Source organism: Luteibacter sp. Sphag1AF (genome assembly GCF_014192715.1).
Taxonomy (GTDB): domain Bacteria; phylum Pseudomonadota; class Gammaproteobacteria; order Xanthomonadales; family Rhodanobacteraceae; genus Luteibacter.
Genome location: NZ_JACHYH010000002.1, coordinates 343,201 through 366,563, shown reverse-complemented (window position 1 = coordinate 366,563; position 23,363 = coordinate 343,201). Strand labels below are relative to the sequence as shown.

Annotated in this window: 25 protein-coding genes; 14 read left to right on the top strand and 11 right to left on the bottom strand. The window is 62.3% G+C overall.

Going from position 1 to position 23,363, the window contains the following annotated elements; all coding sequences use genetic code 11:
- Window positions 1-132 precede the first annotated feature (132 nt).
- Entirely contained in the window at window positions 133-615 is a 483-nt protein-coding gene (locus FHW69_RS08685) for a peptidylprolyl isomerase (RefSeq protein WP_183422642.1), read from the top strand.
- A 73-nt stretch (window positions 616-688) separates the two neighbouring features.
- Here the strand turns inward: FHW69_RS08685 and FHW69_RS08680 are convergent, their stop codons facing one another.
- Complete coding sequence (locus tag FHW69_RS08680) at window positions 689-1,708, bottom strand: phospholipase A (protein WP_255494735.1); 1,020 nt, start codon at window positions 1,706-1,708, stop codon at window positions 689-691.
- A 172-nt stretch (window positions 1,709-1,880) separates the two neighbouring features.
- Window positions 1,881-2,300 (bottom strand): EF-hand domain-containing protein, encoded by a 420-nt coding sequence (locus FHW69_RS08675; RefSeq protein ID WP_183422640.1) that lies wholly within the window; start codon window positions 2,298-2,300, stop codon window positions 1,881-1,883.
- Between the two features lie 161 nt (window positions 2,301-2,461).
- Here FHW69_RS08675 and FHW69_RS08670 point away from each other — a divergent pair, with 161 nt between their 5' ends.
- Window positions 2,462-3,697: a crosslink repair DNA glycosylase YcaQ family protein gene (locus FHW69_RS08670; protein ID WP_343203997.1), complete on the top strand. Its 1,236-nt coding sequence runs from the start codon at window positions 2,462-2,464 to the stop codon at window positions 3,695-3,697.
- On the opposite strand, the gene FHW69_RS08665 is transcribed toward FHW69_RS08670, so the two are convergent.
- Entirely contained in the window at window positions 3,694-4,164 is a 471-nt protein-coding gene (locus FHW69_RS08665) for a hypothetical protein (RefSeq protein WP_255494715.1), read from the bottom strand. The two genes, FHW69_RS08670 and FHW69_RS08665, sit on opposite strands and share 4 nt — an antisense overlap.
- Window positions 4,165-4,570: 406 nt before the next feature.
- Here FHW69_RS08665 and FHW69_RS08660 point away from each other — a divergent pair, with 406 nt between their 5' ends.
- The 4 genes from FHW69_RS08660 (at window position 4,571) to FHW69_RS08645 (ending at window position 6,748) form a co-directional block, all read left to right on the top strand.
- Window positions 4,571-4,780 (top strand): cold-shock protein, encoded by a 210-nt coding sequence (locus tag FHW69_RS08660; protein ID WP_183422639.1) that lies wholly within the window; start codon window positions 4,571-4,573, stop codon window positions 4,778-4,780.
- 305 nt (window positions 4,781-5,085) lie between these two features.
- On the top strand, window positions 5,086-5,298 hold the full coding sequence (locus tag FHW69_RS08655) for a cold-shock protein (protein WP_183422638.1): 213 nt from the start codon (window positions 5,086-5,088) through the stop codon (window positions 5,296-5,298).
- A 318-nt stretch (window positions 5,299-5,616) separates the two neighbouring features.
- Window positions 5,617-5,820 (top strand): cold-shock protein, encoded by a 204-nt coding sequence (locus tag FHW69_RS08650; protein ID WP_183422807.1) that lies wholly within the window; start codon window positions 5,617-5,619, stop codon window positions 5,818-5,820.
- A gap of 94 nt (window positions 5,821-5,914) precedes the next feature.
- Window positions 5,915-6,748, top strand: a complete 834-nt coding sequence (locus FHW69_RS08645; RefSeq protein ID WP_255494714.1) for an alpha/beta fold hydrolase — start codon at window positions 5,915-5,917, stop codon at window positions 6,746-6,748.
- 18 nt (window positions 6,749-6,766) lie between these two features.
- On the opposite strand, the gene FHW69_RS08640 is transcribed toward FHW69_RS08645, so the two are convergent.
- Window positions 6,767-7,636: an aldo/keto reductase family oxidoreductase gene (locus tag FHW69_RS08640; RefSeq protein WP_183422636.1), complete on the bottom strand. Its 870-nt coding sequence runs from the start codon at window positions 7,634-7,636 to the stop codon at window positions 6,767-6,769.
- 242 nt (window positions 7,637-7,878) lie between these two features.
- On the opposite strand from FHW69_RS08640, the gene FHW69_RS08635 reads away from it, so the two are divergent.
- From FHW69_RS08635 to FHW69_RS08625, 3 genes are read left to right on the top strand one after another with little or no spacing between them, the layout of a single operon-like run.
- Entirely contained in the window at window positions 7,879-8,937 is a 1,059-nt protein-coding gene (locus tag FHW69_RS08635) for an NADH:flavin oxidoreductase/NADH oxidase (RefSeq protein WP_183422635.1), read from the top strand.
- 21 nt (window positions 8,938-8,958) lie between these two features.
- A complete protein-coding gene (locus FHW69_RS08630) occupies window positions 8,959-9,834 on the top strand; it encodes a pirin family protein (protein WP_183422634.1) in 876 nt (291 codons plus the stop codon).
- A gap of 20 nt (window positions 9,835-9,854) precedes the next feature.
- Complete coding sequence (locus FHW69_RS08625) at window positions 9,855-10,157, top strand: DUF962 domain-containing protein (protein WP_183422633.1); 303 nt, start codon at window positions 9,855-9,857, stop codon at window positions 10,155-10,157.
- A gap of 24 nt (window positions 10,158-10,181) precedes the next feature.
- Here the strand turns inward: FHW69_RS08625 and cqsA are convergent, their stop codons facing one another.
- From cqsA to FHW69_RS08605, 4 genes are all read right to left on the bottom strand, one after another.
- Entirely contained in the window at window positions 10,182-11,441 is a 1,260-nt protein-coding gene (gene cqsA / locus FHW69_RS08620) for an alpha-hydroxyketone-type quorum-sensing autoinducer synthase (protein ID WP_183422632.1), read from the bottom strand.
- A 249-nt stretch (window positions 11,442-11,690) separates the two neighbouring features.
- Window positions 11,691-12,749: a response regulator gene (locus tag FHW69_RS08615; protein WP_183422631.1), complete on the bottom strand. Its 1,059-nt coding sequence runs from the start codon at window positions 12,747-12,749 to the stop codon at window positions 11,691-11,693.
- A complete protein-coding gene (locus FHW69_RS08610) occupies window positions 12,749-14,131 on the bottom strand; it encodes a HAMP domain-containing sensor histidine kinase (RefSeq protein WP_183422630.1) in 1,383 nt (460 codons plus the stop codon). Before FHW69_RS08610 ends, FHW69_RS08615 begins: the two co-directional genes overlap by 1 nt.
- Before the next feature lie 2 nt (window positions 14,132-14,133).
- Window positions 14,134-14,523, bottom strand: a complete 390-nt coding sequence (locus FHW69_RS08605) for a cytochrome c (RefSeq protein ID WP_183422629.1) — start codon at window positions 14,521-14,523, stop codon at window positions 14,134-14,136.
- 112 nt (window positions 14,524-14,635) lie between these two features.
- On the opposite strand from FHW69_RS08605, the gene FHW69_RS08600 reads away from it, so the two are divergent.
- Window positions 14,636-15,415 carry a tRNA threonylcarbamoyladenosine dehydratase gene (locus FHW69_RS08600; RefSeq protein ID WP_183422628.1) on the top strand — a complete coding sequence of 260 codons (780 nt, stop codon included), beginning with the start codon at window positions 14,636-14,638 and terminating at the stop codon, window positions 15,413-15,415.
- Between the two features lie 16 nt (window positions 15,416-15,431).
- On the opposite strand, the gene phbB is transcribed toward FHW69_RS08600, so the two are convergent.
- Both phbB and gluQRS read right to left on the bottom strand, forming a co-directional pair.
- On the bottom strand, window positions 15,432-16,172 hold the full coding sequence (gene phbB, locus FHW69_RS08595; protein ID WP_183422627.1) for an acetoacetyl-CoA reductase: 741 nt from the start codon (window positions 16,170-16,172) through the stop codon (window positions 15,432-15,434).
- Between the two features lie 69 nt (window positions 16,173-16,241).
- Entirely contained in the window at window positions 16,242-17,105 is an 864-nt protein-coding gene (gluQRS, locus tag FHW69_RS08590; RefSeq protein ID WP_183422626.1) for a tRNA glutamyl-Q(34) synthetase GluQRS, read from the bottom strand.
- 189 nt (window positions 17,106-17,294) lie between these two features.
- Here gluQRS and htpX point away from each other — a divergent pair, with 189 nt between their 5' ends.
- The 4 genes from htpX (at window position 17,295) to FHW69_RS08570 (ending at window position 21,720) form a co-directional block, all read left to right on the top strand.
- The gene (gene htpX / locus FHW69_RS08585) at window positions 17,295-18,188 is read left to right on the top strand and encodes a protease HtpX (protein WP_183422625.1); all 894 of its coding nucleotides are present in this window, start codon (window positions 17,295-17,297) and stop codon (window positions 18,186-18,188) included.
- A gap of 143 nt (window positions 18,189-18,331) precedes the next feature.
- The gene (gene htpG, locus FHW69_RS08580) at window positions 18,332-20,197 is read left to right on the top strand and encodes a molecular chaperone HtpG (RefSeq protein WP_183422624.1); all 1,866 of its coding nucleotides are present in this window, start codon (window positions 18,332-18,334) and stop codon (window positions 20,195-20,197) included.
- Window positions 20,198-20,413: 216 nt separating this feature from the next.
- Entirely contained in the window at window positions 20,414-21,325 is a 912-nt protein-coding gene (locus tag FHW69_RS08575; protein ID WP_183422623.1) for an AEC family transporter, read from the top strand.
- Complete coding sequence (locus FHW69_RS08570) at window positions 21,325-21,720, top strand: S4 domain-containing protein (protein ID WP_183422622.1); 396 nt, start codon at window positions 21,325-21,327, stop codon at window positions 21,718-21,720. Before FHW69_RS08575 ends, FHW69_RS08570 begins: the two co-directional genes overlap by 1 nt.
- Before the next feature lie 114 nt (window positions 21,721-21,834).
- On the opposite strand, the gene FHW69_RS08565 is transcribed toward FHW69_RS08570, so the two are convergent.
- The gene (locus tag FHW69_RS08565; protein ID WP_183422621.1) at window positions 21,835-23,319 is read right to left on the bottom strand and encodes a catalase; all 1,485 of its coding nucleotides are present in this window, start codon (window positions 23,317-23,319) and stop codon (window positions 21,835-21,837) included.
- Window positions 23,320-23,363 lie beyond the last annotated feature (44 nt).

The window sequence follows — 23,363 nt, the reverse complement described above, 5'->3', positions numbered from 1 at the left end:
AACGCTAGCAGATCCGGGCATTTTCGCGGGTTGCGGCGCAGCAAGAATGCCCCGGAAAGACCTCGGGATTTGCAGTCAAAGCGCGGCTCCCCTAGCCTTATGCCCCTCAATTCCCCTATCAGCGAGTTTTTCATGCAGATTGCCAATCGCCACGCCGTTTCCTTCCATTACACGCTGACCGACGACCAGGGCACTGTGATCGACAGCTCGGAAGGTCGCGAACCGCTGGCTTACATCCATGGCGAAGGCCACATTGTGGTGGGCCTGGAAAAGGCGCTGGAAGGCCATTCGGTGGGTGACGCGTTCAAGGTGGACGTGAAGCCGGAAGAAGGTTATGGCATCCGTCACGACGAAATGGTCCAGGTCGTGCCGCGCGAAGCATTCCCGGGCGTGGAAGACCTGCAGCCGGGCATGCAGTTCCAGGGCCGTAACGACCAGGGCAGCATCAACGTCACCGTGACCTCCGTGGTCGGCAACGAAGTGACCATCGACGCGAACCATCCGCTGGCCGGCCAGACGCTGCACTTCGACGTGAAGATCACGGGCGTGCGCGAAGCCACCGAAGAAGAACTCCAGCACGGTCACGTGCACGGCGAAGGTGGTCATCACCACTGATCGCAGGGCAACCTGTGAGGGCCTTCGGGCCTGCGTTTGAGAAAGGGCCGGGTCATTCCGGCCCTTTCTTTGTTCAGTACCAGTCGAGCAGCGACACGCCCAGACCCAGGTAGGTCGCGTGATGGTTGTAGTCGATCATGCTTTCGCCGTAACCGTTGAACACTTCCATGAAGCCGCGCAGGTTGTTGACCAGCGGGAAGCTCCAGGTGAAGCGCAGCGATCCGTGGGAGTCGGCGCCGCTGCGGAACGAATGGCGCGCCGCCAGTGCGAATTCGTTGGCACCCCATTCGCGCACGATCTGCACTTCGCCGCGGCCCATGTAATTGGAAATGTCGGGGTTGTCGTCGGTCTTGCGGTCTTCCGGGATGCGCCACCACGGACGCAGCATCACGGTCCAGCCTTCGCGCTCGAAGCCCACGTCGGCAATGACGCGGTTCCAACTGCGTGACAGTGGATCACTGCGGCCGTTGGACTGATGGGTAAGGCTGATGCCTGCCATGCGTCCGGTCCATCCGAAGATCTGATAGTTGGTGTTGAACACCAGCATCGCTTCGGGCTCGTAGTTGGTTTCACGGAACGGGCGCGAGAGTTCCTTGTTGTAGACCTGCCAGCGCGAGGACTGGGTGTAGCCGACCCACAGGTCGCCCTGGTCGCCGAACACGCCCTGCCACACCTTGGTTTTCAGGCTGAGCTGGAACTTCATTTCCGCGTTCTGCAACCCGGCGGGCGTTTCGACGGTGTGGTCCGGGGCAGGGCTGTGGGGTGTCTGGTTCTGGTTGCTGGTCACGAAGTACGGCAGCACGTACGTCGGGCGATAGCCGCGCAGATTCATCGTACCCAGCTTCGATTCGGGCGAAAGCTCCCAGCGGCTGTCCAGCAGCGACTGCGCGCGATCCACGTCGTGGCTGGCGGGCGCGGCGCGGGTCACCACTTCGGAACCGGCCGCGGCACGATCCTGCCGGCGATTGGCCGTTTCCATCTGTGTGCGACCGGTGGCCTTGTCATAGCAGGCCAGGCGTTGCGCGTCGGTCTCGATGGCCGAGCAGGCCCGGATGTCCATCGGGTCGGGATTCTGCGCCAGGGCCGTTCCCATGTTCAGGCACGCAAGCGCACCCACGGCGGTGGCCGTCGTCAGTCGTTTCATTCGCAAAAGCTCCCTTTAATGCCCGCAGGCTGAAGGGAGTGTATCCGGCACGGATGTGTGAATTTTGTGCAATGGACCGCGCCGTGGCGGGAGAGGGACGCCTCTCCCGCCAGTGGGGCTCTTACTTATGCTTCAGCCACGCCTGGTATTCGCTTCTGGAAATGTGTCCGTCGCGGTTCTTGTCCGCGAACTGGAAGTCGTTGGCCAGCAGCGGATAGGCCGACGCCTGGGACTCGGTGATGTACTGCTTTCCGCCAGCCAGCGTGGCGAAGTCCGGCGCCGGACCCGCCTGCGGCATCGGATTGGGTGCCTGATTCACCGTGACCTGTCCCTGCGGCGTCGACATGGTGGTGCTACCCGCCCCCATGTCGCCAGGCGGCGGGGGAGGCGGCGGCATGTCACCCGGCGGGGGCGGCGGCGGGGCTTCCGCCGGTGGCGGGGGCGGAAGCGGCTGCGACGGGGGCGGAACATCCTGCGCAAACAGGACGCCGGCAAACAGCAGTGAGGTACCAGCAAGCATGGTGCGAACGTATTTGTTCATGGCTTAGCTTCCTTCAGAGAGAGCCTGGTGAGCCGCCATCGCTTACCTGCCGCGATGGGTTTCATTGCCCACGCTAGCAAGTAACGATTTAATGGCAACCCAACCCGAAAGACGCCTGCACCGGGACGTCACGGGGTTCAGACAGGTTGTGCACATTGACCGTGATCCGGCTTTCTCCGCGTTCGGCTCAACTGCTTCATCTCCATGCCCAAGGACTGCTCACCGCGCCCACGCGGCGCGCGCGTCGTGATGACGTGGTGGCTGCCATCCGCCGCATGGCCATGTTGCAGATCGACACGATCCACGTCGTGGCACGCAGTCCATATCTGGTGCTTTTTTCGCGACTGGGCACGTACCCGATGGAGTGGCTGGAAGACGCGCTGGCCGAAGGCCGGCTCGCCGAATGCTGGGCGCACGAAGCCTGCTTTGTTGCGGCAGAAGACTATCGGTATCACCGGGATTTCCGTCTGAGTCGCGCGGGTCACTGGGCGCACCGTCGTGCGTCGGAGGTGTACGAGGGAGCGCGCGCCGATATGGATGCGTTGCTTGCGCGCATCCGTGCCGAAGGCCCGGTGCGCGCAAGCGATTTCGAGCGCGAAACGCCAGGTGGCACGGGATGGTGGGGGTGGAAGCCAGAGAAGCGCTGGCTGGAGGCGTGGTTCGCCAGGGGCGATCTGATGGTGGCGCGGCGCGACCGGTTTCAGCGCATCTACGATCTGGCCGAACGCGTGCACAGTGCCTGGGCGCAGCCACTTACCTCCGAAGTGCTGGACGACACCGCGTTGCGCGCGCACCTGATGGGCGACAGCGTTCGTGCCCTGGGCGTCACGCAGGCCCGCTGGATAGCGGACTATTACCGTTTGCCCAAACGCATAGCGGACGAAGAGCTTGCGCCGTTGGTTCGCTCCGGTGAGTTGATCGAAGTAAGCGTGGACGGCTGGGACGATCCTGGCTATGTGCACCGGACGCACAGCGATGCGTTGCAGGTCGCAGCACGCTCGGGCTTGCGAGCGACGCGCTCAACCTTACTGTCGCCTTTTGATCCCGTGGTGTGGGATCGGGCGCGGGTACTGGCCATGTTCGGCTTTGAATATGTGCTGGAGTGCTACACACCGGAGGCGAAGCGCCAGTACGGCTACTTCACGCTGCCGATCCTTTGCCGCGGCCATCTCGTCGGGCGCCTTGATGCGAAGGCGTACCGGAAGGACGGCCTCTTCGAGGTGAAGGGGCTCTGGCTGGAAGACGGGGTTCGGGCCGACGACGCGCTGATGCGTGCTCTCGTACTGATGCTTCAGCAGTGCGCGCAATGGCACGGCACGCCGGCTGTAACTGTTCGTCGCAGCGAGCCCCGCGCACTGGCGGCGGGGCTCAACCGCATGTTGAGCAAGAAGGCTTAACGGGTCGAGGCCGGGGCAGGTACCGGCACATCGGCGCACGACTTGCCGTGCAGGGCTTCCTTCAACTGGGAAGCCAGCGACGTGCAGCGGGCGCTCAGCTGGTCGCGCATGTCCGGGTCCTGCGACTGGCGCAGCAGGCTGGTGCGCATGTCTTCGTAGCGGTTCTCGATGTCCGAGGTCTTATAGATGCCGGCGGCCAGGTGGCAGCTCTTGTAACTGGCCAGATACTCATCACACGACGCGATGCCGGTGTTGTCCGGCAGGGCAGCTGTCGAGGTGCGGGGCGTGCGCGTCGTTGTGCCGGTCTTGGTGGTGGTCGTCGTGCCGGATGCGGGCCGTGCCGTCACGGTTTCGGTACTGGTGCGCGTCGTCGTGGTGGTCGGCTTGGCCTTGTGATCTGCGCAGGCGGCCAGCGCGAGAGCGCAGAATGCGAGTGGAACCAGGCGGGTGAGCGGACGGGTATTCATGCGGATTCCCCCTTGGGATGGGTGTTGGACAGGCCCACGGGCTCAAGGCCTGAGGGCATCGCGGTAGCGCCAAGCATGCGATGGCGGGGAGTGAATGTAATGTCAGGGCGGGGCGAGATTGCGGGCCATCCGCGCCACCGGCGCTGGCTGTTCAGGCAAGGGATGGGTCGGCACATCGCTATTTGGCCGGGGTGGGGGTATGATCCTTCCACTGTGTTTGCCGGGGTCAAAGAGTTTTGTTGACCCGATGCCGCTGATTTTGTGTCTGCCACATCGTTCCGCTCCTCGCGTTCCTTGCAATCCAGTAAGTTGGCTTCCGGCATTTCGGAGGGCGACTTTTATCTGTTTCACAGGCTGGCTTTTGCAGGTCAGCGCCAACTAAAGCAATGTAAAGTGGAGTGTTTCTATGTCAGATCGTGAGATCGGCACCGTTAAGTGGTTCAACGACGCTAAGGGCTTCGGCTTCATCCAGCGTGAAAGTGGTCCGGACGTGTTCGTTCACTTCCGCGCCATCCAGGGCAATGGCTTCAAGTCGCTTGTCGAAGGCCAGAGCGTCAGCTTCAAGGTCGTGAATGGCCAGAAGGGTCTTCAGGCTGAGGAAGTCCAGGCCGTTTAACGGTTTCGACATCTGGCAACGAAAGAGCCGGGCACTGATGTTCGGTTCTTTTGTAGTTTTATCATTCTGGCTTGCCTGAATTCACTCAGAATTCACAACAAAACGCGAGAAAAGGCATCTTTGTAGGCAATCCCCTACATAACTTCGCCCGAAACTCGTTATGATCGACATGCTGTGTTTGCGCGGTCACGCGAGTGGCCCGATGCTGCGATACCTTTCGCTACATCGCCTCACCCGTTCCTGCATGCTCAGTAAGTCGTCGGCTGGCAAGCCGATTTTTTTATGTGTGGATCGAGGTGTGTGTGATGGCTGATAACAAGACTGGTACGGTTAAGTGGTTCAACGACGCGAAGGGCTTCGGCTTTATTTCGCCGGATGACGGTACCGCCGACGTGTTTGTGCACTTCCGTGCCATTCAGGGCAATGGCTTCAAGAGCCTTGCCGAAGGTCAGAAGGTTTCTTTCAACGTCGTGAACGGCCAGAAGGGCCTTCAGGCTGAGGAAGTGAAGGCCGTCTAAGGCCTTTCGACCTGCTGTACCAAAAAAGCCGGGCGGCAACGCCCGGTTTTTTTTATGGGCGCAATTTATTGACCCTGGCCACTTCTTTTCAGAATTGAGACCTGTGCGTCAATATTCCGACAGTTGTAGGTTTTTTCCTACAGAACTCTCGCCAGATGTGAGTAATATCTAAGTCGCTGCGTTTGTGTGGTCACGCGAGTGACCCGATGAAAGCGAGATATCCGCTCCATCGCATCACCCGTCCTCCTTGCTCAGCACGTCATCGGCCGTCTGGCCGGTATTTCAAGAGTCTGGATTGAGGTGGGTGTTATGGGCGACATGATTCATGGCACGGTAAAGTGGTTTAACGATGCGAAGGGCTTTGGTTTCATCTCCCGGGATGATGGTGGGGCCGACGTATTCGTTCACTTCCGTTCCATTGTGGGCAACGGCTTTAAGTCGCTGCAGGAAGGCCAGAAGGTCACTTTTGAGGTGACACAGGGTCAAAAAGGCGCGCAAGCCGATAATGTTAAGACCGTTTAACGGGATAACGGATTGGCTGAAGGGGCCGGGCGGCGACGTCCGGCTCTTTTTTTGATGGGCGAAAGAGACGTATCGGATGACAGATCACAATCCGTTGGAACCAGTCCGTGACAATCCGACGGTGGAAAGCCCGGATGGCGCTACCGCCCAGCTTCAGCTTTTCCACGCCGCCGCGCCGCGGGCGCATCTGCTATGGGTGGCGGCCATGGGCATTGCGGCCCGGCACTATGAGCCCCTTGCGCGTGCGCTGGCCTCGCGCGGCGTGACGGTGGGCTTGCATGAATGGCGCGGCATCGGTTCCAGCGACCATCGAGCCAGTCGATGGGACAACTGGGGCTATCGGGAGCTTCTGGCCGTCGATCTGCCAGCCAGCCGACGTGCCCTCACGCAGGGTACGGCCCATTTGCCGCTCTACGTTGGCGGTCATAGTCTGGGTGGCCAGCTGGCTTGTCTGATGGCAAGCCTTGGCGAGCCGGTGGCTGGCATTGCTCTGGTAGCGAGCGGAGCACCGTACTGGCGCAACTTCAGTACAAACGTCGGGTTGGCCTACGTCGCCGCGCCGATGCTGGCCGCCATCTGTGGGTATTTGCCCGGGCGCCGGATCGGGTTCGGCGGACGTGAAGCCCGGGGCGTGATCAGCGACTGGGCGCGCACCGGGCGGACAGGGCGGTATGCGGCGCGCGGAGTGGCGGTGGACATGGAGGCTGCCTTGCGCCGCCAGACGTCCCCGATTCTGGGCATTCGCCTGGCTGATGACTGGCTGGCGCCCGCGTCGTCGCTGGATTATCTGCTCGACAAGATGCCTTTGGCCGCCCGCGACACCGCAGTGCTGGATGCCGACGACCTCGGTGGGCAGAAAGCCGACCACTTCGCATGGATGAAGGCACCGGAAGCGATCGCCGCACGTATCGCCCGCTGGATTCCCTGACGGAGCGTGCTCCCGTCGTTACCGCGAAGCGATGCCGTTCAGCGCGGTCATCGCGTCCGCTGGAATGCTCAGTGATGCGGCGGCCAGATTTTCTTTCAGATGGGCCACCGATGACGTGCCGGGAATAAGCAGCAGATTGGGCGAGCGTTGGAGCAGCCACGCAATGGCCACCTGCATGGGGCTGGCATCCAGTTGTGCTGCCACCTCCGACAGCGTCGTGGATTGCAGGGGCGTGAAGCCACCCAGCGGGAAGTAAGGCACGTAAGCGATATCCTCGCGCGCCAGTTCGTCAATCAGCGCGTCGTCATGACGGTTCGCCAGGTTGTAGAGGTTTTGTACGCAGGCGATGGAACAGATCGAACGTCCTTCAGCAACCTGCGTGCGCGTCACGTTACTCAGGCCGATATGCCGTATCAGCCCGCGCTGTTGAAGCTCGGCCAGTACCGTCAGCGGCTCTTCGATGGAACCTTCGGCCACGCCGTGCGTGTTGAACATCACGCGCAGGTTGACCACTTCCATGACGTCGCGCCCCAGATTGCGCAAATTGTCATGCACCGCCTGGATCAGTTCGTCGCGTGAAAATGCCGGATGCCAGGATTTGTCCTGGCCGCGGCGCGCGCCCACCTTCGTGACGATCACAAGGTCGTCCGGGTAGGGCGACAGCGCTTCGCGAATCAGCTGATTGGTGACGTGCGGGCCGTAGAAGTCGCTGGTGTCAATGTGATTGATGCCTGCCTCGATGGCAGCACGCAGCACCGCCAGTGCGCCGGCATGATCGCGCGGTGGTCCGAAGACGCCGGGGCCCGCCAACTGCATGGCGCCATATCCCAGTCGCCTCACCGGGCGATCTCCCAGTACGAAGGTGTCGGAGCGAAGCGTGGTGGGCATGAGGTAACTCCTGCGACGGGTCGGGCCAGCGTACCTGATCGTTGTGCCCTTGCGTGTCCATGCTTATTCACATCGTGGCGTTTGTTACAAGACGAAAATCCGCCTGTCGGCAAACTATGTCGTGCGAACCGGTGGCAGGGATAGGAGGGCCGGTCTTCTCTGGAAGTGCCTGAATGGAAGTGCGCACTTGAATGGGGCGGGGCATGACAGCACGTTTGGGGTTCACTTCAAGGCGATGGCGCATGTCTCTTTTTGAAACCTTCAAGCAGCGGGACGTAACATTTCGCAACCGAATCATGGTCGCCCCCATGTGCCAGTACTGCGCCACCGATGGCGTGCCCGATGACTGGCATCTGGTGCATCTGGGGTCGCGTGCGGTAGGCGGCGCGGGCGCTGTCATTACTGAAGCGACAGCCGTGTCGGCCGAGGGCCGCATTTCTCCGGGCGATGTGGGCATCTGGAATGACACCCAGGTGGCGGCGTGGAAACGCATCACCGATTTTGTCCGGGCTCATGGCGCGGTGCCCGGCGTGCAGTTGGCACATGCCGGCCGCAAGGCCAGCGTGCACGCACCGTGGCTGGGTGGCGGCCCGCTGAGCGCGGAGGACGGCGCATGGGAAACCGTTGCGCCGTCAGCCATCGCGTTCGACGACACCTGGCATGTACCCACGGCGCTGGATGACGCGGGCATCGCAAAAATCGTCGCCGACTTCCGGGCTGGTGCGGTTCGCGCGCTGGCAGCGGGGTTTGATCTGGTGGAAATCCATGCTGCGCATGGTTACCTCCTGCATCAATTCCTGTCACCGCTGAGCAATCAACGCGACGACCGTTATGGCGGGGACCTTGAAGGTCGAAGCCGTCTCCTGCGTGAGGTGGTGGCCAGCGTGCGTGAGGTGTGGCCCGCGCATCTTCCTTTGTGGGTACGCGTGTCGGCCACCGACTGGACGGAGGACGGCTGGGCTCCGGATGACACCGTGGCGTTGGCGCGCCTGCTCAAGCCGTTGGGCGTGGATCTGATCGACACCTCCACAGGCGGCCTCGTGCCGCGCGTTCGCATCCCTGTCGCCCCCGGCTATCAGGTGCCGTTCGCAGCGCGCATTCGCGCCGAAGCAGATATTCCCACCGGTGCTGTGGGCCTGATCACCGAGGCCATCCAGGCTAACGAGATCCTCCAGAAGGGGCAGGCCGACGTCATTCTTCTGGCGCGGGAGAATCTCCGTGATCCGTATTTCCCGCGGACGGCCGCCAAGGCTCTGGGTGTGACGATTGAGGCGCCGAAGCAGTACGCTCGTGCCTGGTAACGCAATCCTACGGTTATGACCATGTCCCACACGCCGATTTCCATTGAAGGCCGCCGGCGAGATCTGGGCGACGGCTTCGTCGTTCGCCGCCTGCTTCCTCACCTGCAAGCCCGGCACGTGGGGCCTTTCGTGTTCTTCGACCAGATGGGGCCTGCTTCGTTTGGCGAAGACACCGGCATGGATGTGCGGCCTCACCCGCATATCGGTCTGGCCACGGTGACCTGGCTATTCCGCGGCGCCATTCGCCATCGCGACAGTCTGGGCAGCAACGTGGATATCCACCCCGGCGATGTGAACTGGATGACTGCCGGTCGCGGCATCGTGCATTCCGAACGCACGCCGCCGGATGAGCGCCACCATGGACAGGATCTGCACGGTATCCAGGTGTGGGTGGCGCTGCCCAAGGCGTTCGAGGAAGTGGAGCCGGAGTTTCATCATCACGGTGCCGCCGACTTGCCGTGCGTGGAAAGTGCGGGGGCGCGCCTGACGGTGATCGCGGGCGATGCTTTCGGGCAAACCTCGCCGGTCAAAGTCTTCGCGCCGATGTTTTTTGTCGAGGCACGGCTCGACGCGGGCGCGTCGATCACGTTGCCGGAGCAGCATGCTGAGTGGGGCGCCTACGTGGTGGAAGGGCACGCCACGCTGGGTGATCTGGATATTCCTGCGCTTGGGATGGGCGTGCAGTTCGGTGGGACGGCGCCGGTACTTACGGCACGCGAACGCTCGCTGGTCATGTTGTTTGGCGGTGCTCCCCTGGATGGCGAACGTCATCTGTGGTGGAACTTCGTATCCAGCTCCAAAGACCGCATCGAACAGGCGAAAGCCGATTGGTCGGCCCAACGCATGGGCACGGTGCCCGGCGACGATAGTGAGTACATTCCGCTGCCTGAATACTGATACTCCGGAGGTCAGCTGACATGGCGCAATTTGCCAGTTTTCGCGATTTCTACCCCTATTACCTCGGTGAACACAGCGACGTGCGCTGCCGGCGTCTTCATTTTGCAGGCAGTTGGGTCGTCATTGCCGCGCTGGTGGCCACGGTGGCAACTGGGCACCTGAGCTGGCTCTGGCTGGCGCTGGTCGGCGGCTATGGATTTGCGTGGGTGGGTCATTTCGTCTTTGAGAAGAACCGGCCTGCCACGTTCCGCCATCCGGTCTGGAGCCTGATGGGTGACTGGGTGATGTTCTGGCAGATTCTGAAGGGACGTGTGACGCTCTGATGAGCGCCACACTCGCCTTGCCTGTCAGGCAACCGATTCCAGTTCCGGTTCACTGCGCCGGGCAGCGCGTCGGCTGGCACTCCAGGCAGGCAGGTTGAGCTCATCCCGCGCCCGGGAGCATGCATCCACCAGGCGCGTGACGTCGCTGTCGCTCATTCCTGCGTTGAGGGTCAGGCGCAGCAGCGAACGACTCGCGGTGGTGGCTGGCGCACTGAATACTGAGCCGAACACGCCGTAGCCTTCCAGAATGTCGCGCACCTTGCCCGTGAGGATTTCGACGCCGGCCTCAAAGGCGATGATCTGCTCCGTGCCGTCGCCGATCGGAAAGCCCAGCCGGGTAAGTTCGCCACGCACGTGCCGGGTGACCTGGCGAAGGCGGGTTCGTCGCCAGCCTTCGGTTTGAATCACGCGGTGCGAGGCCGACATTCCCGCCAGTTCGTAGTCAAGCAGCGACGAGCTGAAGATGGCCGGTAGTGCCTCGCAGCCAAAGTAGTCCTTGAAGCGCGTGGTGCAGGCGATGAATCCGGCGCGCGAGCAGTAGGCCTTGGCGAGACTTGCGGTGATGAAGTGCACGCGGTCCTGCAAGCCAAGACTTGCCACCAGCCCTTCGCCGCGCACGCCATGGGTGCCGAGGGAGTGTGATTCATCCACCACCAGCACGCATCCATGTATGGCCGCTATGTCGGCGATGCCCTGCAACGGCGCCAGACTTCCGTTCGTGCTGTACACCGAATCGACCACGATCACGCCAGGCCCGTGTCGAAGTACCTGGCGTTCCAGGTGTGCAAGGTCGTTGTGCATCACGGGGACCGCCGTGGCGCCGGAGCTGCGGATGCCCTCCCACAGCGAGGCATGCGCCAGCATGTCGATATATACAGGCACCCGCTCGCCTGCGATGGATTGAATCAGGCCCACGTTGGCTGCGTAGCCTGACTGCGCGAGGATGCCGGTCTCGGTGCCCACAGCCCGGGCCAGTTCGGCTTCCACGCGGTGCAAGGGTGCCTGCGCATCCTGCATGAACAACGCTGACATCATCATGCCCAGGCCACCGCTTGCGAGCGCATCACGCTGTGCTTCCACAATCGCGGGGTGGCCGGCGATGGCCAGATAATCGTTGCTTTGCAAAACCAGATCACGTGACGTTGGGGTGCGTCCTCTGAGAATGTGACGCCCACCCCAGTCGATGGCCACGCGTTTGTTGTGAAATTTGTCCACGCGGCTCGTAACAAAGTCGGGCAGTGCAGGGGCTTTGACGACACGTTGCAGGACGGAAACGTTCTCCATGGATGTTCCTCTCTTCGCTGATGTCAGGACGACATGACACACGCAGCGGGCCACAATGCCCACGACGTGCAAGCGCCGACCTCGCCCGTGTCGACGCTCAAAGAGGGAGACTGAGAGGCGCCCTTTGGAGCGTCCCCCATGTGTCATCTGGGTAGGCGGGTGGGCGCAAAGATTCAGGCGCGAACGCACACCGCTGTCGGTCCCCGCTTGCGGGACTGTGCGGCAATACCTTACCCGGAGAAAGGTTGCTTAGATGAACGGGCCGCGACTATCGGGAAATCGGTCGCGGCTGTCGGCGGCCAGGCTCAGATCCTGTTCCCGCAACCAGCTGCGGTACGACTTCACGTGCTGCAAGCGGAAGCGGTCGACGTCATCGATCAACGCATAGTAGTACCACTGTTCGCCCGACACGGCAGTGGCGGGGTACATGTGCGCTTCCGGATGCGAGATGCCCTTGTTGTAGAAGCCGTCCCGCGACGCAAACCAGGGCAGGGATTCGCCACTGCGCAGCGCCGTCAGCACTTCATCGGGCGCACCCAGATCCGAAGCGATCTCGAAATGCGTGCGCAGGTCTTCGTCCGTCTGCACCAGCAAAAACCTGCCGATGCCCCAGGCGTCCAGAAGCAGAAGACCGGTGGGATTGCAGTGCACGTAGCACTCCACCGGCTGGAAGGTGGCAGTGACACTTTGCAGAACTTCGCGGAAGGCAGGATCCCTGAGGAAGCGGAAATTGCCGAGCGCCAGCGTTTCTGCCACAAACGCGCTGGCCCGGTCGAAGTAGCGACGCTGCAATTCCACGATGGCGGTCTGCAGCTTTTCGATGGCCAGCGGGTCGTTCTTGCGGATGAAGCGGTCGATGACGCCGGAGTTGAAAGCGTCAATGGCGGTGGCGTCATCCGCCCGGCCCGTCAGCAGAATCTTGCCGATATGCGGGTTGGGCAGACGCTTGCAGAACGTGATGCCATCCATGTCCGGCATGGCCTGGTCGACCACGACGACAGAGATTTCGGCGAAGCGCTCCGGGTCATAGACCACCCGATGGATCGAATCAATGTCCAGCGCCACCAGCTCCTGGGTTTCGGAGGGGCGGTCTTTCCAGCGGTAAAGCCAGCCGCCACCGGGAACCGGACGGCTGCCCGTATTGCCCAGCGTTGAAAGGGCCGAGCGCGGCGAACTGAAGGTGCGCACGCGCATCATCGGATCGAGCAGCAACGGGACGACGTCGAGGTATTCCTCGTGGTCGTCCACCAGCACGGTCGTGGTGGGGAAATGGAAGGGCTGGATATCGCCCTGCGCGTTCAACGTCATCACTGCGTGTCGCCGGCATCCGGATGCGGAAAGTCCAGGGTGAACTCGGTAAATTCACCCCACTGGGAACGGCAGACAATGCCTCCGCCCATATGCTCCATCGCCGCGCGAGAAAAAGCGAGCCCTATTCCCAAACCGGTAACCCCCGCTTCATGGTTGTCGCTGGAATACGAATAGAAACGGTGGAACACCCGGGGCACCACGTCAGGCGGGATACCCGGCCCGGAATCGTAGACCCTGATGTGGTTGGAGTCATCGCCCGGTTCGATATAAATCACGATTTCGCCCTTGCCCGCACGTCCTGTATGAAAAAGTGCATTGCGAAGCAGGTTGAAAAGGATATGAACAAACAGGCTTTCCGCACCTTCCAGCGCGAAATCACCTACCGGCGAGAGAGTGATTCTGTCCCGTTCCGCGCGTGAGCCATAAGGAAACCGGCGTAATGCCTGTTCCACGCACTCCCGGGCCGACAGTCGCTGAAGGGGTACCTCGCCGATCGGGCGGGCGGCCAGCAACAGCATGTCGATGATGGTGTTGGCGTAAGTGACCTCACGCTCCATCACGCCCAGGCTGCGCTCCAGTGCATGCAGATTCTGCTCACGCAATTCCGGCACGCGCAGCCCTTCGGCTTCGGCCAGGCGATGGCTGCGGATCAGGTCGGGCATGAAGCGGCCCACGGCCTTCGCTGCGATACGCAGGGAGCCAAGTGGGGTACGCAGCTCGTGCGCAATGTTGTTCGACGAGGCAGTCAGCGCATCCAGCCGGGACTGCTCGGCCATGGACGAGGACACGCTGCACACGGCGCCGCCGACCATTGCGAACAGCAACAAGGGGATATATTCCAGCAATGGCTGCGGATGCAGCACCGCGGTGGGCGACAGAATGAAGACCAGCGTTGCCACCAGGCTGCCTGCCGTGAAAACCAGCAGGAAACTGACGACGTCGAACAGCATCATGAGCAGCATGACGCACGCCATATGGGTCATGAGCCAGGACGGCGTGGCATTGCGTAACGTCATGTAGCCCACGAAGAAAGGCATGGCGATGGTCATGGCCAGATACCAGTACGTGGGCAGCCAGGACTTCAGGCGCCTGGGCCACCACTGCAACAGCGCCAGTGGCAGGAACGTGGCGCTGCACAGCAGGCGCAGCGGAAGGTTTTCGTAGGGCTGGGGAAACAGATAGGCCCAGACCGGGTAATAGACGGCGAGCGACAGGCACCCGACCACCCCGATGGCGACCATTTTCGGTTGCGAATACCGGGTGCGGGCAAACATGGTCGTTTCAAAGCGCGACAGGGCACGCAGAAACAGCCACAACTGCATTTTCAGGAAGCCAGAGACCTTTCCCGAGCCTTGTCCGGAGGGGTGGGGGCCGTGCATGTTCAACGGAAATTCTGGTGGCAGGACTGGCAAGCATCGCCCACCGGCTTGAGCGCAGCAGCCAGCGCCTCGCAGGTGGCCGGACCCGCCTTCTGGGCGGCGTCCAGCGCCGAATCCAGGCGGCGGGCGGCCGTGTAGAACCCGTCATCCATCGAGGGGAACGCCTCGTCGATATCCCGGGCGCCGTCCGACAGATGCGACAGGTGCTTCTGAATGCTGGTGGCCTCGCACTGGCCCTGGCGGACGTGATCCCGCAACACGCCCATATGATGTTGCATCACCGCCATGACCCCACGGTGGTACGGCGTTCCCTGACGCAGTGCGCTGATGGCCGCGGTTGCACCCATGGCGCCGATGGCGAGGCCCAGGAGGATCAGAAGCAGGGCACGCATGGTCAATCCAATGGAGCGGGTGGTCAGCATAGCGAAAGGGTCGATTCTTTCAATATGGGACAATTGGCAGTGCCTTGTGGCCGAATTGTTGAACGCTGGAGTTCCCCCTCACATGAATCCCCTTCAGGCCGAGCGCTTTGCCGGCATCGAACGGCTGTACGGCACCGGCAGCCTCGACCGTCTGTCCCAGGCGCACGTTTGCGTTATCGGTGTAGGCGGGGTGGGCTCCTGGGCCGCCGAAGCCCTGGCACGCAGCGGGGTGGGGCAGCTGACCCTGATCGACGGCGACGACGTCTGTCTTTCCAATACCAACCGGCAGCTGCACGCGCTGGAAGGTCAGTATGGCAAGCCAAAAGTGGGTGTCATTGCCGAACGTGCGCATGCCATCAATCCGGCCATCCGGCTGGAGGCGATGGAGCGTTTCCTGACGTCATCCACCCTGGATGAGCTGCTGGATCGCAAATACGACGTGGTCCTGGATGCCTGCGACGCCCTGAAAGTGAAGCTGGACACCATTGTCTGGTGCCGTCGCCGGAAGCTGCCGCTGGTCACCGTGGGTGCGGCGGGCGGGCGAACCGACCCTACGCTGGTCCGGGTGCGTGACCTTTCGCGCACCGAACACGACGCCATGCTCAGCATGATCCGTAAAAGACTGCGCCAGGAGCACGGCTTCCCGCGCAATCCGGATCGGTTCTTTGGCGTGTCGGCGGTGTACTCGCTGGAGAACGTGCGTTACCCCCAGCCCGACGGTACGGTCTGCGGCGTGCGCCCTCCAGGCGGTGACGCGCTGAAGCTTGACTGCGGTGGTGGCCTGGGCGCCGCCACTCACGTGACTGGCGCCTTTGCCTTTGCTGCGGTCGGCAAGGTCATGAGTCTGCTGACGAAGGCCTGAGCCGCCGCCCGCAGGCTCACCAGCCCATGTAGTGACCGCCGTTGATGGCCAGATTGGAGCCGGTGATCCAGCTCGACTCCTCGGCCGTCAGGAAAGCCACGGCGTGGGCGATTTCCTCGGGGCGACCCAGTCGGCCGATGGGAATCTGCGCGATGATCTTGTCGCGCACATCCTCAGGGACAGCCATCACCAGATCCGTGCCCACATAGCCCGGCGATACGGTATTCACCGTGATGCCGAAACGGGCATTTTCCTGGGCCAGCGAAATCGTGAAGCCATGCACGCCGGCCTTGGCGGCTGCGTAATTGGCCTGGCCGTACTGGCCCTTCTGTCCGTTGATCGAGCTGATCTGCACGATGCGACCCCAACGGCGTGCGCGCATGCCTTCGATGACCGGACGGGTCACATTGAAGCAGGCGTTGAGGTTCGTGTTCACGACCTCGGTCCACTGCTGGTAGTCCATTTTGTGGAAGGTGGTGTCGCGGGTGATGCCTGCATTGTTGATCAGGACGTCGATGGGGCCGGCAAGGTCTTCGACCCCTCGAACCATGGCCTCGGCCGATACCGGATCGGAGACGTCGCCCGGCACCATCACCACTTCGATGCCGTCGCGGATCATGTCTTCCCGCCATGCGGCGGCGCGGGCTTCATCCCGATAATTCGTTGCCACCCGGTGTCCCTGCCGGGCGAGATAACGCACGATCGCGGTGCCGATACCTCCGGTGCCACCCGTGACCAATGCGGTGCGCTGCGTCATGCCTGCCTCTTATGGAAGTGAACGCCCAGGCGGCAGGACATGCCGCGGGCAAGCGAATCTTATAGCCTCTCAGCCGTATGGATGGCTACTGTGGCTCAAGGTCGCAGGATGGAAGCCGTTCAGCGCGTGATGCAGCATCTGCTCAGGACTGGCCGCGTCGCCGGGGTCGTCCAGTCCCAACTGGATGATGGCGCGCCGAAGCGCAGGCAGTGGATCGGCCCCGTCCACGGGGAAGTCGGCCGCCGACTTGGACAGCTTGCGGCCCGACGCATCGGTGACCAGCGGCAGATGCAGATACTGCGGGTGAGGGAGCCCCAGTAGCGTTTGCAGGAATAGCTGTCGTGGCGTGGAATCCAGCAGGTCGGCGCCGCGTACCACGTGGGTGATGCCCTGGTCGGCATCGTCGACGACACAGGCCAACTGGTAAGACCACAGGCCTTCAACCCGTCGCAGGACGAAATCGCCCGCTTCGTCACGTAGCGCCTGGCGCTGCGGGCCCTTAAGTCCGTCGACAAAACTTGCCACCGTGTCCGGAACCCTCACGCGCCACGCGGGCGGTCTGGACGGATCGGGCGGAGCAATGCACTGGCCATCGCGGTGCAGGCCACCGAAGGGTGCCAGCTCGGCCCGGCTGCACCAGCAGGGGAAAACCTGTCCGGCGGCACGGAGCCGTTCGAACGCCGCCTCGTAAAGGTGTCCCCTACGCGACTGATAGACCGGCGGCTCATCCGGTACCAGTCCAAAGGCATCCAGCGTTGCCAGAATGCGGGTGGCGGCGCCCGCCACTTCGCGGGGCGGGTCGATGTCCTCCACCCGTACCAGCCATTGGCCCTTGGCGTGGCGCGCACAAAGCCAGCTGCCGACAGCGGCAACCAGTGAGCCGGGATGTAGCGCGCCGGTAGGGGAGGGGGCAAATCGACCGCGGTATGTCATGGCGCAGCGAGGGATGACTGGCGTGGATTGAGAAAAATCTCATGCCAAAGTGGCGTGAGCCGGAAAGTGTAGGCGATCATGCCTTGCGGCGGCCCTGAGTGCGCGCGCCATGCGGGCTTCACCCCTTGAATCGTTCAGGCATCACCCCGAAAACTAGAGGGCATAGCAATGCCCCCTTGAGAGATAGCCATGCTTAGAATTGCCCTTTTCCTCGGTACCAATATCGCGGTACTCATTTTGCTCAGCATTGTCTGCCGGCTGTTCGGCATTGATGCGTGGGCCGCTCAGCGCGGCATCGGTTTGTCTGGCCTGCTGGTCATGGCTGCCGTGTTCGGCATGGGCGGTGCCTTCATCTCGCTGGCCATCTCCAAGTGGATGGCCAAGATGACCACCGGTGCGAAGGTCATTACCCAGCCGTCGACGGAAACCGAGCGCTGGCTGCTGGACACCGTACGCCGCCACGCGGACAAGGCTGGCATCGGCATGCCGGAAGTCGCCATTTATGACGGCCCGGAGATGAACGCCTTCGCCACCGGCATGAGTAAGAACAACGCGCTGGTCGCGGTCAGCTCCGGCCTGCTCCAGCAGATGGACCGCGAGCAGGTCTCGGCCGTGCTCGGCCACGAAATCGGCCATGTGGCGAATGGCGACATGGTCACGCTGACGCTGATCCAGGGTGTACTTAATACGCTGGTGATCGTCCTGGCGCGCGTGGTCGGCCGTCTGGTAGACAGCTGGCTCAGCGGCGGTCGTGATCGCGAGGGCGGTGGCGGCCTTGGCTACTTCGCCGTGGTGATGGTGCTGCAACTGGTCTTTGGTCTGTTCGCCTCGATGATCGTCATGGCCTTCTCGCGCTGGCGCGAATTCCGCGCCGACGCCGCGGGCGCCAATCTGGCCGGACGCGGCGCCATGATCTCGGCCTTGCAGCGGCTGTCGGTGAACCACGGTGAGTCCACGCTGCCGCAGACCATCCAGGCCTTTGGCATCTCCGGCCATCTGGCTCACGGGTTCAAGCGCCTCTTCATGAGCCACCCGCCGCTTGAAGAGCGTATTGCCGCGCTGCAGGCCTCGCAGCAGCGTTAAGAGCTTGACCGGACCACCCGCGGTCGACGCCTCGCGGTGTCGGCCGTTTTTCTGTCTGCCGTGGCGGGGCAACCCGCTATTGCGCAGGCAGGCGGCGTCCATCACATAATTGCCCTCATGTGTCAGCTAAGGACGAATCAAACATGACCCAGGAAACCCGCAAATTCGAAGCTGAAGTCGCCCAGGTTCTGCATCTGGTGACTCATTCGCTTTACTCGCACAAGGAGATCTTCCTGCGCGAGCTGATTTCCAACGCTTCCGATGCCTGCGACAAGCTTCGCTTCGAAGGCCTGGAGCAGCCTGAGCTGCTGGTCGACGATCCGGACCTGCGCATCCAGGTGAGTTGGGACCCTGAAGCGCGCACCGTCAGTGTGCGCGACAACGGCGTGGGCATGAGCCGCGAGGAAGTCGTGGCCAACATCGGCACCATTGCCAGCTCGGGAACCCGTCGGTATCTCGAAGCCATGTCGGGCGAGAAGAAAGCGGATGCCCGCCTTATCGGTCAGTTCGGCGTCGGCTTCTACTCCGCTTTCGTGGTCGCCGACCGCGTGACTGTGCTGACCCGCCGCGCAGGCAGCGCTGAGAACGAAGGCGTGCGTTGGGAAAGCGACGGCAAGGGCGAGTACACCCTTGACCAGGCGGACGTGCCCACCCGCGGCACCACCGTCATTCTGCATCTGAAGGCCGACGAGGACGAATTCCTCCAGCCGTGGACGCTGCGTTCCACCATCACCCGTTACTCGGACCACGTGGCGTTTCCGATCCGTTTCCCCAAGGACGTGGACGGCAAGCCCGATCCGTCCGAGTGGGAAACGATCAACTCGGCATCGGCCCTGTGGGCGCGCCCGAAGTCGGAGATTTCCGACGAAGAGTACCAGAGCTTCTACAAGGCCCTGGGCCACGACTTCAATGACGCGCTGGCATGGACGCACAATCGTGTGGAAGGAAGCCAGAGCTTCACCACGCTGCTCTACGTCCCGGCCCAGCCGCCGTTTGACCTGATGATGGGCGGCCGTGATGAGCGCAAGGGCCTGAAGCTCTACATCAAGCGCGTTTTCATCATGGATGCGGCCGAAGAGCTGCTGCCGAACTACCTGCGCTTCGTGCGTGGCGTGGTGGATGCCGACGACCTGCCGTTGAACGTCAGCCGCGAAATATTGCAGCAGAAGCGTCAGCTTGAGCGCATTCGTGGCGCGTGCGTGAAGCGCGTACTCGATCTGCTGGAAAAGCTTTCCCGCGACGATGCAGAGAAGTTCACCACCTTCCTCAACGCCTTTGGCAACACGCTCAAGGAAGGCATCGTCGAAGACACGGCCAATCGCGAGCGCATCGCAAAGCTGCTGCGCTTTGCGTCCACGAAGGGCGAGGGCGCCGGCAAGACCGTATCGTTTGACGATTACATCGGCCGCATGCACGTGGGCCAGGACGTCATCTGGTACGTCACCGCCGACAGCTACGCAGCGGCCGCTGGCAGCCCGCAGCTTGAAGCACTGAAGGCCAAGGGCGTCGAAGTCCTGCTGATGTTTGACCGCGTTGACGAGTGGATGCTCGGCTACCTCAACGAATACGCGGGCAAGCGCCTGCAAAACGTGTCCAAGGGCGAGTTCCCGCTGGACGAAGCCGACAAGGCGAAGCAGAGCGCAGCGACCGAAGCGGCGGAGCCGTTGCTGGGTCGCATCAAGACCCTGCTGGATGGCCGCGTGGGCGACGTCCTGGTATCTGCGCGCCTGACCGATTCCCCCTCGTGTCTGGCGCTGGCGGATTACGAGATGGCTCCGCATCTCGCCCGCATGCTCCGCGAGGCAGGTCAGGACGTGCCCGAAGCCCGTCCCACACTGGAGATCAATCCTGAGCATGCTCTGGTGAAGCGCCTCGGCGCCGAGACCGACGATGCGAAGGCCGCCGATCTGGCGGGTCTCCTGCTGGAACAGGCTGAAATCACGGCTGGCGCACAGCTCAATGATCCTGCGGCCTTCGTGCAGCGCATGAATCGCGTGCTGCTGGGCTGATCGTCAGGAAGGGGCGCGCAGGCATGGCCCGCGCGTCCCTTCAGTCCTTCCCGGGGGCGTGGCACGGCTTAGGCCGATCTGCCGTAGCCGCTGTGCCGCCATCGGGCTGTTGCGCTCCCCTTGCCATGCGTTGTTCGGATACCGTGCAACGATCTGCGCGCGGCCGATGCCAGATGTGCCACCCCGGCCCAAGGCCGACGCTGCTATCGTTTCGCGATGTCCGCACTTCTCATTCTTTTCGTCTGCCTCGCCCTTGGCATCCTCTGCCGGCGTTTCGTGTCCCTGCCTGAGGGGATCGTTCCGGGCATCAATTGGTTCGTGCTCAACATCGCCTTGCCTTCGCTGGTGCTGGCGCTGGTGCCGCGCGTGCACGTTGATGCGCATCTGTGGTTTCCCGTCGCGGCCATTTTCATTGGCTTCTTCGGTGCCTGGCTGCTCTTTGCCGTGCTGGGGCGAATGCTTGGCTGGTCACGTGCGCGCATTGGATGCCTGACACTGGTTTGCGGGCTGGGCAATACCTCCTTCATGGGCTACCCGATGATGGAAGCCCTGCACGGGAAGGAGGGTTTGGCCATCGCGGTCATCTCTGATCAGCTGGCGTGCTTTCCGCTTCTGGCCGCCGCGGGTGTGATCGTGGCCTCGCTCTACTCGGGCCGTTCTGCCAGCGTGGGCCTTGTGGCGCGACGACTACTTACTTTTCCGGCATTCCTGGCGTTGATCGCGGGCGTGCTTGTCGGAGTGTTCGGGGGCTGGCCCGACGCCGTCGACCGTGTGCTGATGCAACTGGGCAGCACGCTTACACCGCTGGCGCTGTTCTCCGTCGGCCTCCAGTTCAAACTCCATTTGCAGCGCGAGCAACTGGGTGCGCTCGCCACCGGCCTCGGCTGGAAGCTGCTGCTTGCGCCTCTGATGGGGCTCGGCCTGGGGGTGGCGGCGGGCGTCACTGGCGTGACGCTGATTGTGGGTGTGCTCCAGGCGGCGATGGCTCCCATGATTTCGGCGGCGATTCTGGCCGATCAGTACGAGCTTGAGCCCCGCCTGGCCAATACGGTACTGGGCGCGGGCATCGCGCTGTCGCTGATAACCATCCCCCTTGGGAATCTCTGGCTAACCTACAGTTTTGGATGATGAGCGAACTATCCCAGCGTGAAGTGCGTATCGACGTGTGGCTGTGGGCTGCACGCTTCTTCAAGACGCGCAGTCTTGCCAAGCAGGCCATTGATGGGGGCAAGGTCGAACTCAATGGTTTGAGCTGCAAGCCCGCACGGGGCGTGCATGTGGGCGATCGTGTGCGGGTGTCTCGCGGAGAAGAAAAGCTTGAATGCGAGGTCGCGGCGCTTTCCGAAAAGCGCGGCCCGGCCGTGGAAGCGCAGAAGCTCTATCGCGAAACGGAAGAAAGCGTGGCCAGTCGCGAACGTCAGCGTGAAGACCGCCGTATGACCGGCGGCGCCCTCCTGCGTCCGGCTTCGCGTCCTGACAAGAAGGCTCGCAGGTTGATCCAGGCGATGAAAGATTCGCTGTAGCCCGCAGGCGGTCGGGCAGGTCGGGCAGGAGTGAGCTTGCTTGCCCGATGCCTGAGAAGCGCGGCGCTGAAGCGACCAGAAAACCTCCCTGATCGCTTCAGCGCTTTCATCACATCAGACGGCTTCTTCCACCGTACGACCTTCCGGTGCGGAGGGCGATGTCGCTGCCAGCGCTTTACGCACGCCTTCGGCATATGCCGGATCGGCTTTCGCGAAATGAACCAGCTGGCGCTCAATGATTTCCTTTGGAACACCTTGCATGGCAGCCGCGATGTTATGGAACAGCGCCTGCTTCTGTGACGGGTTCATCAGGCGGAACAGATTGCCAGGCTGCGTGTAGTCGTCATTGCCCTCGCGATGGTCGTAACGATCCGCATCGCCGGAAATCTTCAGCGGCGGCTCTTTCACCGACGGCTTCTGCACCGGTCCACCGAACGAGTTCGGTTCGTAATTGACGCTGCCGCCACCATTCTCATCGAAGCGCATCTGCCCGTCGCGATAGTAGTTGTGCACGGGGCACTTCGGCGCATTCACCGGCAGCGCTTCGTGGTTCACGCCCAGGCGATAACGGGCAGCATCCGCATAAGAGAACAGGCGGAACTGAAGCATTTTGTCCGGGCTGTAACCGATGCCCGGCACCACATTGGCCGGCGAGAAGCTCGATTGCTCCACCTGCGCGTGGTAGTTATCCGGGTTGCGGTTCAGTTCGAACTCGCCCACTTCGATCAACGGATACTCCGCGTGAGGCCAGACTTTGGTGAGATCAAACGGGTTGTATGAGGTCTTCTCCGCGTCCGCCTCGGGCATCACCTGGATGAACATCTTCCAGCGCGGAAAATCCTTGCGCTCGATGGCTTCAAACAGGTCACGCTGATGCGATTCGCGGTCGGTGCCTACGAGTGCTGCGGCTTCATCGTTGGTGATGTTGACGATGCCCTGCTGGGTTTTGAAGTGGAACTTGACCCAGAAACGCTCGTTAGCCGCATTGATGAAGCTGTAGGTATGACTACCAAACCCGTCCACGTGACGGTAGGACTTGGGTAGTCCACGATCACTCATGAGAATGGTGACCTGATGCAGTGACTCAGGTGACAGCGACCAGAAATCCCACGCGGCCGTGTTGCTGCGCATGTTGGTACGCGGATCGCGCTTCTGCGTGTGGATGAAGTCCGGGAACTTGAACGGGTCGCGGACGAAAAACACCGGCGTGTTGTTACCTACCAGATCCCAGTTGCCTTCGTCGGTATAGAACTTCAGCGCAAAGCCGCGCACGTCACGTTCCGCATCGGCGGCGCCGCGTTCGCCAGCAACTGTGGAGAAACGCAGCAGCATGTCGGTCTTCTTGCCGACGGATGCGAACACGCTTGCCTTGCTGAATCGGGAGATGTCGTGGGTGATGGTCAGCGTGCCGAACGCTGCCGAGCCCTTTGCATGCACCACACGCTCAGGAATGCGCTCCCGGTTGAAGTGGGCATGCTTTTCAAAAAGTTCGCGGTCCTGGATGAGAAGCGGGCCGCGCGGGCCCGCCGTCAGACTGTTCTGGTTATCGGCTACGGGCGAGCCACCGGCAGTTGTGAGCGTATCGCGGTCGGTCGTCATGGCAGTTTCTCCGGGTCGGGCGTCGAGGCCCGAGTATCCCCGGG

Bases quoted from the DNA above. Each gene is read 5' to 3' on its own strand.
- FHW69_RS08685 (WP_183422642.1), top strand. From the start codon at position 133: ATGCAGATTGCCAATCGCCACGCCGTTTCCTTCCATTACACGCTGACC.
- FHW69_RS08680 (WP_255494735.1), bottom strand. From the start codon at position 1,708: ATGGGAACGGCCCTGGCGCAGAATCCCGACCCGATGGACATCCGGGCC.
- FHW69_RS08675 (WP_183422640.1), bottom strand. From the start codon at position 2,300: ATGAACAAATACGTTCGCACCATGCTTGCTGGTACCTCACTGCTGTTT.
- FHW69_RS08665 (WP_255494715.1), bottom strand. From the start codon at position 4,164: ATGAATACCCGTCCGCTCACCCGCCTGGTTCCACTCGCATTCTGCGCT.
- FHW69_RS08660 (WP_183422639.1), top strand. From the start codon at position 4,571: ATGTCAGATCGTGAGATCGGCACCGTTAAGTGGTTCAACGACGCTAAG.
- FHW69_RS08655 (WP_183422638.1), top strand. From the start codon at position 5,086: ATGGCTGATAACAAGACTGGTACGGTTAAGTGGTTCAACGACGCGAAG.
- FHW69_RS08650 (WP_183422807.1), top strand. From the start codon at position 5,617: ATGATTCATGGCACGGTAAAGTGGTTTAACGATGCGAAGGGCTTTGGT.
- FHW69_RS08640 (WP_183422636.1), bottom strand. From the start codon at position 7,636: ATGCCCACCACGCTTCGCTCCGACACCTTCGTACTGGGAGATCGCCCG.
- FHW69_RS08635 (WP_183422635.1), top strand. From the start codon at position 7,879: ATGTCTCTTTTTGAAACCTTCAAGCAGCGGGACGTAACATTTCGCAAC.
- FHW69_RS08630 (WP_183422634.1), top strand. From the start codon at position 8,959: ATGTCCCACACGCCGATTTCCATTGAAGGCCGCCGGCGAGATCTGGGC.
- FHW69_RS08625 (WP_183422633.1), top strand. From the start codon at position 9,855: ATGGCGCAATTTGCCAGTTTTCGCGATTTCTACCCCTATTACCTCGGT.
- cqsA (WP_183422632.1), bottom strand. From the start codon at position 11,441: ATGGAGAACGTTTCCGTCCTGCAACGTGTCGTCAAAGCCCCTGCACTG.
- FHW69_RS08615 (WP_183422631.1), bottom strand. From the start codon at position 12,749: ATGACGTTGAACGCGCAGGGCGATATCCAGCCCTTCCATTTCCCCACC.
- FHW69_RS08610 (WP_183422630.1), bottom strand. From the start codon at position 14,131: ATGCACGGCCCCCACCCCTCCGGACAAGGCTCGGGAAAGGTCTCTGGC.
- FHW69_RS08605 (WP_183422629.1), bottom strand. From the start codon at position 14,523: ATGCGTGCCCTGCTTCTGATCCTCCTGGGCCTCGCCATCGGCGCCATG.
- FHW69_RS08600 (WP_183422628.1), top strand. From the start codon at position 14,636: ATGAATCCCCTTCAGGCCGAGCGCTTTGCCGGCATCGAACGGCTGTAC.
- phbB (WP_183422627.1), bottom strand. From the start codon at position 16,172: ATGACGCAGCGCACCGCATTGGTCACGGGTGGCACCGGAGGTATCGGC.
- gluQRS (WP_183422626.1), bottom strand. From the start codon at position 17,105: ATGACATACCGCGGTCGATTTGCCCCCTCCCCTACCGGCGCGCTACAT.
- htpX (WP_183422625.1), top strand. From the start codon at position 17,295: ATGCTTAGAATTGCCCTTTTCCTCGGTACCAATATCGCGGTACTCATT.
- htpG (WP_183422624.1), top strand. From the start codon at position 18,332: ATGACCCAGGAAACCCGCAAATTCGAAGCTGAAGTCGCCCAGGTTCTG.
- FHW69_RS08575 (WP_183422623.1), top strand. From the start codon at position 20,414: ATGTCCGCACTTCTCATTCTTTTCGTCTGCCTCGCCCTTGGCATCCTC.
- FHW69_RS08570 (WP_183422622.1), top strand. From the start codon at position 21,325: ATGAGCGAACTATCCCAGCGTGAAGTGCGTATCGACGTGTGGCTGTGG.
- FHW69_RS08565 (WP_183422621.1), bottom strand. From the start codon at position 23,319: ATGACGACCGACCGCGATACGCTCACAACTGCCGGTGGCTCGCCCGTA.